Raw genomic sequence first — 12,347 nt, forward strand, 5'->3', positions numbered from 1 at the left:
TTTTTTAGACCGTTCTCTTCAATGTTATAAAGGATAACCGACTTAGGTTTAAGAACAGCATAAGAGAGCGTTTCAGATTTTGTGTAAACCTTCATGTTGATGCTAAGATAAGAGCATAAACATGGAGGTTTTTTGTTAATGGCAAAGAGGAGAATCACCCCCGAGAGAAGAGAACAGCGGAAAAAGTTACTGGAAATGCTGCAGGAAGCAGGGATCAACGACGTCTCAGGCGTACAGAACTTATTCAAAGAAATGGTCAGTACCGTCCTGGAAAACGGGCTGGAAGCAGAGATGGAAGACGAACTGGGTTACAGCAAATACGACTACCGGAATAAAGAAACAGACAACAGCCGCAATGGCTACAGCGAAAAAACCATCAAAACCAGCCTAGGAGATATGGATATTTCCGTTCCCCGTGACCGCAAAGGTCACTTCGAGCCGCAGATCATTAAAAAACAGCAGACCACACTCTCCGGAGACATCGAAGAGAAGATTCTGTCCATGTATGCCAAAGGCATGACCACAGGAGACATTGAATCCCATATTCGTGAAATTTACGGCATAGAAGTTTCAGACAGCACCATAAGCCGCGTCACCGACAAAATCCTGCCGGTAGTCAAAGAATGGCAAAGCCGCCCGTTGGAAAACATTTATGCCGTCGTATTCATGGACGCAATTCATTTTCATGTACGCAGCGAAGGTCAAATTGTCAAGAAAGCAGTCTACATCGCCATTGGCGTCCAAATGGATGGCATCAAAGACGTCCTGGGCATGTGGATCGGTGAGAACGAAAGCGCGAAATTCTGGCTTTCCGTGATGAATGGGATTAAAAACCGTGGCACAGAAGATATTCTTATTGCGTGTGTAGACGGCCTCACAGGTTTCACCAGTGCCATTGAAGCAGTGTTTCCCAAGACGGAAATTCAGCAATGCATCATCCACCAGATCCGGAACACAACAAGGTTTGTGTCCTATAAAGACATCAAAGCTCTTATGGCTGACCTGAAGAACGTTTACGCAGCTGTTGATGAACAAACCGCCCTTTATGAGCTGGATACCTTTGATGGAAGATGGGGAAACAAATACCCCAAAATAGCCCTGTCCTGGAAAGCCAACTGGGCTAATTTATCCACCTATTTCAAATATCCACAGGAAGTCCGAAAGCTGATTTATACCACCAACGCCATTGAAGGATTTAATCGTCAGCTCCGTAAAGTCACCAAAAGCAAATCCGTCTTTCCAACCGATGACAGCTTACTCAAAATGCTTTACCTGGCCATGATGGACATAACGAAAAAATGGACAGGCAGGCGGCAGGACTGGGGGCAGATTCATTCCCAGTTGCAGATTTTCTTCGGAGACCGGTTGGAATAATTGGACTAAAACTTTGCTACCCTCGCGCCGCGATTTTTGGGGTTGTCAATTGACAACCCCAAAAATACTTGTATAATGCAGACAAAAGGAGCAACAGCCACATAAATTCTATTGCTCCCATAAAATATTCGCCTTATCTTTCATCAATTTTGAAGTTTACACAGAGTTCGGGATACACCCCAGCATTAAGTTCAAAGTATAGTTGCCTACGACCAACGATACTTTGAACTTTGTCTACCAATGGTTGCGCTTTTGATTGTCTGCGATCTTTGACTTATCCTTTTCTTTGATTTCTACAATAAAATACGATGCAAATAGACCTTAAGCAAATTTCCGGACAGATTTTGCTGAAAAAGTCCTTTTCTATTGTTCAGAACATGTCTAATTTTGAACTTATGGACATATCTTTTACTATAAATATCTTTCATTTGAAAGGTATTCCGGTAAAGCAACCAATTCTTCTGGAGAGGAGGAATTGGGGAATGAAAAAAATTTATCAGTTATCGATGATCGCCCTCGGTTCCTGTTCCCTGCTGATCAGTCTTTTATCCCTGGTCATACAGATTATAAAAATATCCCATAAGTAGGATTTTTACTCAGAAATGCTGTAAAAAGTAGCCGTCTGCAAAACCGAACTACTTTTTACATACTCATAAAGGTTGCTTTGCCCTTATCTATAAGAATATCTCTTATAGATTTTTTGTGCTCACAATTTTATTATATTGAACGGATTAAACTTTTATATCAAAATAATGAACTTTTATCTGGAGATACCGGTTAAGAATTATACACCCTCCAAATCAATTCTCCCATTCTCAGTCTTCAGTTCTATTCTGGGCTTCGGATCACCCAGAATACCTTTAAACTCAGTCCCGGATTCTCTTCTTTCTTCTATTCTGGGTTCCGAATCGCCCTGGATACCGTTTAAATCAGCCTCGGATTCATCAGGAGTACGTTTCAAATCATAGCCTTCACAACGGATTTCCCCATTTTGGGATACTGCCGCAAAGGTACCTTTTTGGGCCTTCGGCAAGGTTGCCCGGATATCTCCATCCCGGCTGGTTATGATGATATCCTGATCTGTAACGGAAAGATTTTTTAAGACAATACTGCCGCCATACTGCTGATCAAGCTTCAGCCTGCCTGTATTGTTTTCCACCCTGATATCTCCCGAGGAACTCTCCGCTTCAAGCTCCCCCTGATGCTCCTTGACCTGAAGATCTCCGGCCTGGGAGACAATCGTCAGCTTTCCTCTCACTCCTTCCACGAAGGTATCGCCATTTTCATTGCGAATTTTGTAATCCACCTCTTTGGGTACTCTCACAGTATAGTTGACCTTCACCTGAAAGGTCGTATCAAAGTCTAAAATATCCTCATATTTCGTCTCAATTTTCAGGGTTTCCCCTTCTCTCACCATCACCAGCTGATCGGCAAGCTGGACAGCAGTCTGCTCCTGATTGCTTTTGATGAGCATTTCAGCATCTATCTCCACCGAGTTTCCTTCGTTTTTCTCAATATTGATATTGCCTTTACTGTTACGGATATCAATACTTTTTACTTTAGCCGCATCAATTGTATATGATTTATTGTGCAAGGACTCGTATTTATACAGGCCGAGCCCGTTGAACAGGGCCGGGGAGTATTCACCGGCGAAGATACTCTGCGCTGCATATACCCCCGTGCTTGCCAGGATGACCAGGAGCACCAGAAAAATACTCAAGCCGTCAAATTTTAATTTTGGCTGCTCTTCCCGCGAAAAAAACAGATAAGCAAGAATCTCTGCCCCGAGGACAATCAGGATCAGCGGCCACCAGCGCATAATGAGAATTGCTCCATTAATCCCGTTAAACTGACCGCCAAGCAGCAATATTCCGGTTGCGATGAGCATACTGCCCATGGATACCGTTCCAACTCTCCACTTTCTCATCAAAATTTCTCCTTTTGCTCTTCTATGTTCGGTTCAGCAGCCTCATTTGCCGGGATCTTGGCCATACCGGTGATATTTGGAGCAGCTTTAACTTTGCTGCCCATTAATAGCTTGATCCCTCCGCCGATAAACAGCAGGGCGATGATTCCTGTCCGCAGATATTCTTTGATTTGCTCGCTTAACCAAAGACCGATTTGCGGCATAACAATTTTATCAAAAATCATAATGCCGCCAAGAGCGATCAAAACAATGCCTGCAACCTTTGCCCAATTGTCTGCCATCTGATGATCTTTCCATAATTCAGTAAAGAAAACTTTCTGTTTTTCCTCAATGACAGGATCGGAAAATTTATGCAGGACATCAAATACACTATAAAACCATAAGAGCGGCGCGAACATCAAAAGAAACGACAGGTGCAGGAAATCGTTCAAATATAAGGTCAGAAAAAAGCCCGCCATTAGATTCAGTCCTTTTTCCATCAAACCGAGATACATATGACCGGCCCCGGGAATCACGGAAAATACCAAGGCAAGGATTTTACGGTTCTCAAAAATAAACTCTCCGGTAAGGTCAACGGGACTGTCCCCAGCATCGAGCCCCGTTGGCTCCAGTGCTCTCCTGTTGATTTTATCCACTAAAACGAAACTGTCGACCAAGGCCGCCAGCCAAATCACAGGCACTGCGATAAGCGGAAGGGGTGCATTGAAAAAATTGACGATGGAAAAAAGCATACTCATCGCAAACACAAAACCGGTGGCCGTCAAAAATACCAGTCCTCTGGGAATCAGCTCCAGGTAAATATGACCCAAACCGGGGATAAAGGATAACATAAAGGTGATCAATTTACTCTTTTTCTTCATACAATTGCTTTACTCCTTTCACGTGTGAATCTCCAAATTTCTGTCCGGACATTTTGATCTCTTCCTTTTTGATCTTTCATTCGCCCTGGACTCATCTTCTATTCCTTTTTCTTTCTAAGCTGTTCCATCAAGGATGGCCTCTGTTCAAAGACCCTCTCTGTCCAGCCGGGCCGGATAATTTTGTCCTCCCATCTCTCTGCAACGACATGATCCCGATCGCCCCCGGCAATTTGAAAGATCTGAATATCCCCGCTGAACACACCGGATAGCCCATTAAACAATCCTCCTGCCCAGAAAAGCAATGCTATACCGGCTACCGCACAGTAATAGAGAAACAGATTATCCTTTGTTCTCCTCTGCTGCTGACGGATATCCGGCGCAATCAAATTCATGACTTTGTCCGTAAAGTCAGGCGACAAGCGGCAATCTGCAGAATGATCCGAACTGTTTGGGGTGAGCAGAGAAGCTTGCATTGTTTGAAGATAGATTTCCAGACATTTGCCGCAAACAAGCAAATGCTCTTCCATCTTCCAGGCCAGCTGTTCATCAACTTGTCCCTGCCGGTACATCTGCCAGATATTTTTTTCATAGCACTGATTGTTTATCTGCTTCTCGCTCATGTCTTATTCATCTCCTGGAAATATTCTCTCAGTATCTTTCTTCCCCGGTACAATCTTGTTTCTACTGTTCTTGGACTGATATTTTCTTCAACGGCAATTTCCTTACAGCTTTTTCCTTCCTCGTAGCTTTTTTTTAGAACCCTCATATATGGCTCCGGGATCTTTTGCATACAGGCTTTCAGGATTCGAATTTCTTCTCTCCTGTCGATCATTTCCTGGACCGACATCCCATCATCGATTATTTCCTCAATATTTTCGAAAGACCTGATTTCTCTTTCAAGTCTTGACCGGGCTCTGCGCTTGTAATCTATGGCCTTATTGATCGCAATCCTGCTGAGCCAGGTCTTAAATCCTTTGAATTGATACTGCGGAAGGGACCGATAAACCTGTAAAAATGTTTCCTGGGCCAGGTTTTCTGCCTCAAATGAATCCTGCACAATATTCAGACATATGCTGAATACCAGCTGTTTATATTCTTCGACGAGTAAGCGAAAGGCCTCCTGATCGCCATTTGCTGCTTTTTTCACGACTAATTCAGAGTCTATTGTCCCCTCCTCCTTTCCCCTCATCTATATAGACGATAGTAAATCAACATTTACTTCAGCAAATTCGATGAAAAAAGACTGTCCCTTTTCTAGACAGTCTGAAGTATGGCAATAAAGTATTGTACTGTATTATTGTTGATCGCTGTTCGGGGAGCTTAAGGCCTGAATCAATCGGGCAGTCATTTTCACAAGCATCTCTTTAACGATTGAAATCTCGTCCTTGGTTGCCTTATCAAGATGTATCCCACAGCAAACAGCAACATTTTTATTCAGGGCCGAGGAAATTTGATCGGCAACCACTCCGATCACTTCCCCCTCCCGATGTCCCGGAAGGACGATCATTTTCATATCGCCGGACCAATCTGAGCCCGGAGTGACTTGCCGGACAGCAACAGCCCCAATGTGCGGAGTATCGCCACCGGAAATAAGGATACATAAATCCTCACCCATTCGGACAGCGTAAAAAAGGATTTCGATCCGACCCTGTTTTTCACGGAAAATCAATAGATCGTTTTCCATAGGCTACCTTTGATCACATCCCGACAAGCAGGTCATTCCTGCTCCGCCCTGTTCGCATATACATGGTCTCTCCTCAGCCGTTCATCGGCATGGGGCTCTTTTTGTTCATCAGGATAGCCGATCCCTATGATACAAGCCAATTTGAGACACTCCGGTATGTTCAGAATTTTTCTGACATAATCCTCACTTGTGATCTCTTTACTGTGTTTTCTGTTTCTCACCTGAACCCAGCAAGACCCCAGTCCCAAAGCCTGTGCCGAGAGTTGAATATAGGTTGCCGCAATACTGCTATCCTCAATCCAGGCATCCGTCGTTTGAGGATCAGCGCTCACAACGATACACAAAGGGGCGTTTTTGAGGAAAGAAGATCCTACTTCCCTGGCCTTGGCCAGCTCAACGATCAGCTCCTTGTCATTGACAACAAAGAATCTGGTTGGATAAATTGCATTTCCGGAGGGAGCCAATAGGGCTGCCTTAATGATCGCATCAACTTTTTCCTGCTCGACGGCGATCTCTTGATATTTTCTGATGCTTCTTCGATTGGCCATGATATCCAACATTGCAAATTCCCCCTTTTGCCTTTTTATTTCTTTATCATTATTTTAACAAATTATTGGAAAAATTTTAACTGTCAAAAATAATATCCCGGCAATTTTAAGCAGACTATCTTCAGCTGAGAAGCTAAGCCGATCATATTGAGCCCTTCAACAGATCGGCGGTGATCAGGCTTTAACAGATTCTGGGGAGACCTTCCCCCTGTAAAACATCAATGATCCTGCTGCCGCCCAGTTTTGTTTTTACTGTAACCAGCTGGTTCCCCGTCTCTGTGACTTTGCCAATAACCCCTGCCATTTTTCCCAAAGAATTCTTTCTTAGGATTTCCAGTGCTTTTTCCTCATCCCTGGAATCCACGATCACCATAAATTTGCCTTCGTTCGCCATATAAATGGGATCTAACCCTAAAATATCACAAAAGCCTTTCACTTCCGGATCTATGGGGATCAGTTTTTCTTCTATCTGAATACTGATTTTACCGGCTTCGGCCACCTCATTCAGGACCGTGCCCAGTCCGCCCCTTGTGATATCCCTCATGATCCTTAAGCCGAGACCGCTGTTTAATAAGGCCTCAACCATGCTGCCTAAACAAGCGCAATCACTGGTGATTTTGTTTTCAATCTTCATTCTCTGAGCGAAGATACAGGATTGATGATTACCCAATGTGCCGCTCACAATAATGGAATCACCCGCCTTGATCCGCTCTGCGCCCAATTGATGCCGATGTTTGATAAATCCCAGGCCGGCAGTATTAATATACAGTCCGCCGCTGCCTTCGATGACTTTTGTATCACCGGTAACGATTTTGACATTGATCTCTTTGGCCGTTTGAGCCATTGTTTTGACCGCCGCTTCCAAGACTTCCAGTTCAAGCCCTTCCTCAAGAATAAAGCCCGCTGTGATATACTGCGGCTCCGCCCCGACCATCCATAAGTCATTTGCCGTCCCGCAAACAGCCAGTTTTCCGATATTGCCCCCTGGAAAAACAATAGGGGTAATGACATAGGAATCCGTGGTCATGGCCAAAGGATAAGCGGTCGGAGGCAAACATGCCGAATCCTCTAATCTGTCCAAAAACTCATTGGAGAAATACTTTTTAAATAAATTGCTGATAAGTTCCCTGGTGGCGTTTCCGCCGCTGCCGTGGGCTAAGTTAACCTTCATCTTGTCACCTGCTTTGAGAGATTACTTTGAAAATCTGTACCAAATCCCGCAAGAACCTTCTGCCGATACCATACAAGGGCCTTTGGCCTTTGTCGGCGTACAAACTGTTTTAAACAACGGGCACTCATCAGGATTTATCCTGCCGATAATGACTTCCGCGCACCGGCAGGGTGATGAGGCATCAACCTGTTTATCACGAATATCAAATGATCCGGCGTCATATTCCCGGTACTCAGGACGCAAATAGAGACCTGAATCCGGAATGTCGCCCAAGCCCCGCCAGGCGGCTGTTCCCTGTTCAAAGTATTGATCAATTAAATGTAAAGCCTTAATGTTGCCCTCTTCCCGGACTGAGGAAGAATATAAATTATGAACCTCCGCCTTGTTTTTTTCCTTTTGTTTAACCAGGTCATAAATTGCCGCTAAAATATACTCTCCCTCAAAACCGGCGACAGCGAAGGGACGGCCATAGTTTCCGGCCAGTTCGGCATAGGCCTTGGACCCAAGGATTGAACTGACATGTCCGGGAGCGATAAACCCGTTTATCCCCGTGTCACTGGCACAGACAAATTCCAGAGCCGGTATCACTCTGCGCAGTGCCGTCAGCAATTTAACGTTATTTAAACCGCCGGCAATGATCTGCTGCAGCACCAGCGCATAGGATGGCACCGTCGTTTCAAAGCCAACAGCGGCTATGATAAAGGTCATACCTGGTCTTTCTTTCGCTCTTTTTAAGACATCTAAAGGGGAATACATGATCTCGACTTTGGCCCCTTCCCCTTTGGCTTCACTGAGGGACTGCTTTGTTCCGGCAACCTTCATCATATCACCGAAGGTAAGCAGTAAGCAATCCGGCTTCTTTGACCATTCTATGGCCCGGTCAATATATTCAGCCGGTGTGATGCAGACCGGACATCCCGGTCCGGAAATCAGCCTGATCTTATCGGAAATCAGGCTTCTGATGCCATGACGAAAAATACTGGCGGTGTGCGTGCCGCAAACCTCCATAATATTAACCTGTTGATCATAGGCTTTGAGTTCACTGATGATCTCTTCGATATTCATTTGGTTATTGACTCCAATTCAGCAAATATACTGATGATTTCTTCTGCCATATCCTTTTGTACGGTCTCTATCGCGCAGCCGGCATGAACCAGAACATAATCCCCTTCTTTGGCGTCCACCGCGCCCAGCATAATATCGACAATATTGCCGTTAAAATCCACTTTTCCCGTCATTCCATCCGTTTCAATGACTTTTCCCGGAATAGCCACACACATTGACAACTCACATCCTATTTTCAAAATATAGACACGATCTCTAGATCGGCAGGCTTCCTTAGAATTATGATCATTATACCATGATCCTGTCTGCAAATAAAAAATATGAAAATTGAAATATATTACAAATAAAATAAGTGTGGATATTGTCATTGCTCATCCACACTTCAGTTTATTTACTTGCTTTCCGCAAAAGCACTTATCCCATTCCGTTGTCTTGTTCAGCCGACTTTTTGGCTGATCCAGTCAGCCACTGCGTTAAACCCTTCGCCTGTCTTGGCATTGACTTCGAAAATTGGAGCAGTCTTGTTCAGCGCCTTGATTCCTTTTGTAAAGAACTCATCGTTAAAGTCGACATAAGTTTTCAGATCGCACTTCGTCAGCAAAATGATATCTGCTTTTTCAAAAGCCAGAGGATATTTATAAGGCTTGTCACTCCCCTCAGCCGCTGAACAGATTAACATTTTTATGTGTTCACCGATCTGAAATTCGGCAGGACATACCAGATTTCCAATGTTTTCAATAAAAAGAATTCCCGACTGATCAAGGGGCAGCCCCTTCAGAGAAGTCTTAATTGTCGGCGCATCAAGGTGGCAAGCCCCGTTCGTATTGATCTGAATGGTTTCTATCCCCAGCTCTTTCAGTTTGACCGTATCAATATCCGATTCAATATCTCCTTCGATCACATAGATCTTCTTAGAACCAAGATGTTGAACCATGCTAATGATGCTTGATGTCTTTCCAGCCCCCGGAGCACCCATGATGTTCACACAGAATATTCCCTTGCTCTCCAGTTCTTGGTTCGTTTCTGCCGCGATTTTATCATTCTCATCGTAAATATCCTGAATAACTTCAATTTCCGTATTCGCCATTTGATTCACCCCAATTAAGTTTCGATTTCAATATTTTTTACATAAAATTCTTTGCCGATCTCACTTGGTTCGCCGTCTTTCCCACACTCCGGACAGGCGAAGGAAAGAGGCTTTCGGACATAATAGATCTCACAGTCCGGACATCTCATCTTGGCCTTGACATTCTCTATTTCCAGAACCGCCCCTTCACAGGGCGTGTCCTTGGAAATAATGTCAAAATACATCATAATCGAATCTCCGATAAATCCGGAGTACTCCCCCACAACCAAGGCAATGCGCGTAACTTTACGCGCATTATTCTCCTTGGCTTTATCCGAAGCAATTTTAATAATTTGTTTGGTTATCGGAAACTCATGCATTTTCCTGTACTGTTTCTCCGGTAATGGTCACCAAACGCTGTGTATAGTCCGTCATCGGCTCAGCATATTGTTTTCCGGTGTTTAAGCAGTTTTTCGGACAAACTTCCACACAGAAGTTGCAAACAATGCATCTGGTTCTGTCAATTTCCCATCTTTTATCCGGTCTGCTGACAGAAATCGCATCGGCCGGACACCTCTTGTCACACATTCCGCAGAAGATGCAGTCCGCGACATTAAGCTCGATCCTTCCGCGTGTTCTGGGATAAAACTCATTTTTGATTATCGGATACATCGCTGTAGCAGGTTTGCCGAAAAGGCTCCTCATTACAGTTTTTCCAATCACATTAATGGCCACAGAGATCACCTTACCTTTCTGTACAGCTGATGCACGGGTCGATTGTTAAGGCCAGAATAGGAATATCGGCCAAATCAGAGCCGGGAATCATCTTCAAAAGTGGAGGGATGTTCGCAAAGGTCGGTGTTCTTACCCGGACTCTGTCAAGGAACTTCGTCCCGTTTCCTCTCGCGTAATAAACAACCTGTCCGCGCGGCTGTTCCAAACGGGACATGTATTCTCCCTTAGGAGGATTTCCCTTGACCTTGACCTCAATCTCACCGTCAGGAATCCTTTCGACTGCCTGACGGATAAGATCTATTGCCTGGAAAAGCTCACCGATACGCACATTGCAACGCGCATAACAGTCTCCATCTTTTTCTACAATCGGTTCAAAGCTCAAATCACTGTATGCCGCATAACCAAGTTTTCTGAGATCCATGGCAATACCGCTTCCCCTGGCCACGGGTCCGGCTGCTCCAAGCTCAAAGGCCTCCTTATAGGTTAAAACACCTACGCCCTTCGTTCTCTTCTGCACCGTAAAATCCTTGACAAAAACTTTCGTCAGTTCTTTCGTTTCGGTTTCAACAACCTTAAGAACATTCACGATTCTCTTCAGTGTATCATTGTCAATATCTTTCCAAACACCGCCGACTTTACAAACACTGAAAATTACGCGACCGCCGGTCGTTTCCTCAAAAATATCCAGAACCTTTTCTCTTACTCTCCAGCAATGCATAAATAAGCTTTCAAAGCCAAACGCATCGGCCATCAGGCCCAGCCACAATAGATGACTGTGGATACGAGAGAGCTCAGCCCAAATTGTCCGGAGATATTTCGCACGATCCGGTATTTCAACACCCATGATGCCTTCAACTGTCTGCACATAGCCCTGGCCATGCATGAAGCTGCAAATGCCGCAAACACGTTCAATCACATAAGCCATTTCGTTAAAGTCTCTTTTTTCAACCAGCTTTTCCAAACCTCTATGGACAAATCCAATCGAGGGCACGGCTCCAACCACTTTCTCATCTTCTAAAATCAGATCGAGATGGAGTGGTTCTGGCAGTACCGGATGTTGTGGTCCGAAAGGTATAATTGTGCGCTCACCCATGGTTTACCAACCCCTCCCTGCTATTTCTTACTAGAATCCGGCGGAATTACAAAAGGATGCTTGACCGCTGTCTGATATAAGGTCCCTTTAAAGTCAACAGCCATTCCGGCTACATTTACCCCATACAAGTCATGAATTTCATTTTCATACAGAAACGCATGAAGAAAGATTCCGCTGACACTTGGTATTGTATCCCCAACCTCTACCGGCATTTTCAGGTTTATCATTTGATAGTTTTCCTTTTCGAAGGTATAAATGATATCCATTTCGGTAGCGCTTTTTGTACAACACATCTGGATCAGGCGAAAACCTTCTTTGGCATATTGTTTTGTCCGGTTCTCGATTTCAGAAGCTGTGACTGGAAGGTAATTTTGTACTTCGATCATTTATTTCGCCACCTTCCCCATATTCTTATATTTACTTTCAAGAACGGCCAATCCCTGGACAACTCCATCAATGATGGCTTCCGGTCTCGCCGCGCAGCCCGGGACGTACACATCTACGGGAATCACTTTATCTACCCCGCCCTGGACATTGTAGCACTGACGGAATACTCCGCCCGATGTCGCACATGCTCCAATAGCCACGACTACTTTGGGCTCAGGCATCTGATCATAAATATTCTTGATGACTGTTTTGTTCTGCTCATTGACTGATCCGGTTATCACGAAAATGTCCGCATGCTTCGGATTGCCGATATTTAACACTCCAAAACGTTCAACATCATATAAGGGAGTCAGGCACGCAAGCACTTCGATGTCACAGCCGTTACAGCTCGACGCATCATAGTGTACCAGCCAAGGAGACTTCGGCAAGTAAGACAT

The 12,347-nt window shown here is 44.6% G+C and carries 16 protein-coding genes; 1 reads left to right on the forward strand and 15 read right to left on the reverse strand.

What is annotated here, in order from left to right; all coding sequences use genetic code 11:
* Nucleotides 1-138: 138 nt before the first annotated feature.
* Nucleotides 139-1,374, forward strand: a complete 1,236-nt coding sequence (locus SGLY_RS10170) for an IS256 family transposase (RefSeq protein WP_013625203.1) — start codon at nucleotides 139-141, stop codon at nucleotides 1,372-1,374.
* Between the two features lie 784 nt (nucleotides 1,375-2,158).
* On the opposite strand, the gene SGLY_RS17150 is transcribed toward SGLY_RS10170, so the two are convergent.
* The 15 genes from SGLY_RS17150 to SGLY_RS10245 form a co-directional block, all read right to left on the reverse strand.
* Complete coding sequence (locus tag SGLY_RS17150) at nucleotides 2,159-3,301, reverse strand: DUF4097 family beta strand repeat-containing protein (protein ID WP_013625204.1); 1,143 nt, start codon at nucleotides 3,299-3,301, stop codon at nucleotides 2,159-2,161.
* Nucleotides 3,301-4,161: a hypothetical protein gene (locus tag SGLY_RS10180; RefSeq protein ID WP_013625205.1), complete on the reverse strand. Its 861-nt coding sequence runs from the start codon at nucleotides 4,159-4,161 to the stop codon at nucleotides 3,301-3,303. Before SGLY_RS10180 ends, SGLY_RS17150 begins: the two co-directional genes overlap by 1 nt.
* Nucleotides 4,162-4,259: 98 nt before the next feature.
* Nucleotides 4,260-4,781 carry a hypothetical protein gene (locus SGLY_RS10185; protein ID WP_013625206.1) on the reverse strand — a complete coding sequence of 174 codons (522 nt, stop codon included), beginning with the start codon at nucleotides 4,779-4,781 and terminating at the stop codon, nucleotides 4,260-4,262.
* The gene (locus SGLY_RS10190) at nucleotides 4,778-5,350 is read right to left on the reverse strand and encodes an RNA polymerase sigma factor (RefSeq protein ID WP_013625207.1); all 573 of its coding nucleotides are present in this window, start codon (nucleotides 5,348-5,350) and stop codon (nucleotides 4,778-4,780) included. The genes SGLY_RS10185 and SGLY_RS10190 overlap by 4 nt, the downstream gene beginning before the upstream one ends.
* A gap of 105 nt (nucleotides 5,351-5,455) precedes the next feature.
* Complete coding sequence (lpdD, locus tag SGLY_RS10195; RefSeq protein WP_013625208.1) at nucleotides 5,456-5,845, reverse strand: prenylated flavin chaperone LpdD; 390 nt, start codon at nucleotides 5,843-5,845, stop codon at nucleotides 5,456-5,458.
* Between the two features lie 32 nt (nucleotides 5,846-5,877).
* Nucleotides 5,878-6,405, reverse strand: a complete 528-nt coding sequence (locus SGLY_RS10200) for a nitroreductase family protein (RefSeq protein WP_013625209.1) — start codon at nucleotides 6,403-6,405, stop codon at nucleotides 5,878-5,880.
* Nucleotides 6,406-6,574: 169 nt separating this feature from the next.
* The gene (hypE, locus tag SGLY_RS10205; protein ID WP_013625210.1) at nucleotides 6,575-7,564 is read right to left on the reverse strand and encodes a hydrogenase expression/formation protein HypE; all 990 of its coding nucleotides are present in this window, start codon (nucleotides 7,562-7,564) and stop codon (nucleotides 6,575-6,577) included.
* A gap of 21 nt (nucleotides 7,565-7,585) precedes the next feature.
* A complete protein-coding gene (hypD, locus tag SGLY_RS10210; protein ID WP_013625211.1) occupies nucleotides 7,586-8,629 on the reverse strand; it encodes a hydrogenase formation protein HypD in 1,044 nt (347 codons plus the stop codon).
* The gene (locus tag SGLY_RS10215) at nucleotides 8,626-8,844 is read right to left on the reverse strand and encodes a HypC/HybG/HupF family hydrogenase formation chaperone (protein ID WP_013625212.1); all 219 of its coding nucleotides are present in this window, start codon (nucleotides 8,842-8,844) and stop codon (nucleotides 8,626-8,628) included. The genes hypD and SGLY_RS10215 overlap by 4 nt, the downstream gene beginning before the upstream one ends.
* 221 nt (nucleotides 8,845-9,065) lie before the next feature.
* A complete protein-coding gene (hypB, locus tag SGLY_RS10220) occupies nucleotides 9,066-9,716 on the reverse strand; it encodes a hydrogenase nickel incorporation protein HypB (protein WP_013625213.1) in 651 nt (216 codons plus the stop codon).
* Nucleotides 9,717-9,730: 14 nt separating this feature from the next.
* Nucleotides 9,731-10,075, reverse strand: coding sequence for a hydrogenase maturation nickel metallochaperone HypA/HybF (locus SGLY_RS10225; protein ID WP_013625214.1), 345 nt, complete (start codon nucleotides 10,073-10,075; stop codon nucleotides 9,731-9,733).
* A complete protein-coding gene (locus SGLY_RS10230; RefSeq protein ID WP_013625215.1) occupies nucleotides 10,068-10,430 on the reverse strand; it encodes a 4Fe-4S dicluster domain-containing protein in 363 nt (120 codons plus the stop codon). Before SGLY_RS10230 ends, SGLY_RS10225 begins: the two co-directional genes overlap by 8 nt.
* 10 nt (nucleotides 10,431-10,440) lie before the next feature.
* Nucleotides 10,441-11,523 (reverse strand): hydrogenase large subunit, encoded by a 1,083-nt coding sequence (locus SGLY_RS10235; protein WP_013625216.1) that lies wholly within the window; start codon nucleotides 11,521-11,523, stop codon nucleotides 10,441-10,443.
* 20 nt (nucleotides 11,524-11,543) lie between these two features.
* Entirely contained in the window at nucleotides 11,544-11,909 is a 366-nt protein-coding gene (locus SGLY_RS10240) for an NADH-quinone oxidoreductase subunit C (RefSeq protein ID WP_013625217.1), read from the reverse strand.
* Nucleotides 11,910-12,347, reverse strand: coding sequence for an NADH-quinone oxidoreductase subunit B family protein (locus tag SGLY_RS10245; protein ID WP_013625218.1), 438 nt, complete (start codon nucleotides 12,345-12,347; stop codon nucleotides 11,910-11,912).

Source organism: Syntrophobotulus glycolicus DSM 8271, from assembly GCF_000190635.1.
GTDB lineage: Bacteria > Bacillota > Desulfitobacteriia > Desulfitobacteriales > Syntrophobotulaceae > Syntrophobotulus > Syntrophobotulus glycolicus.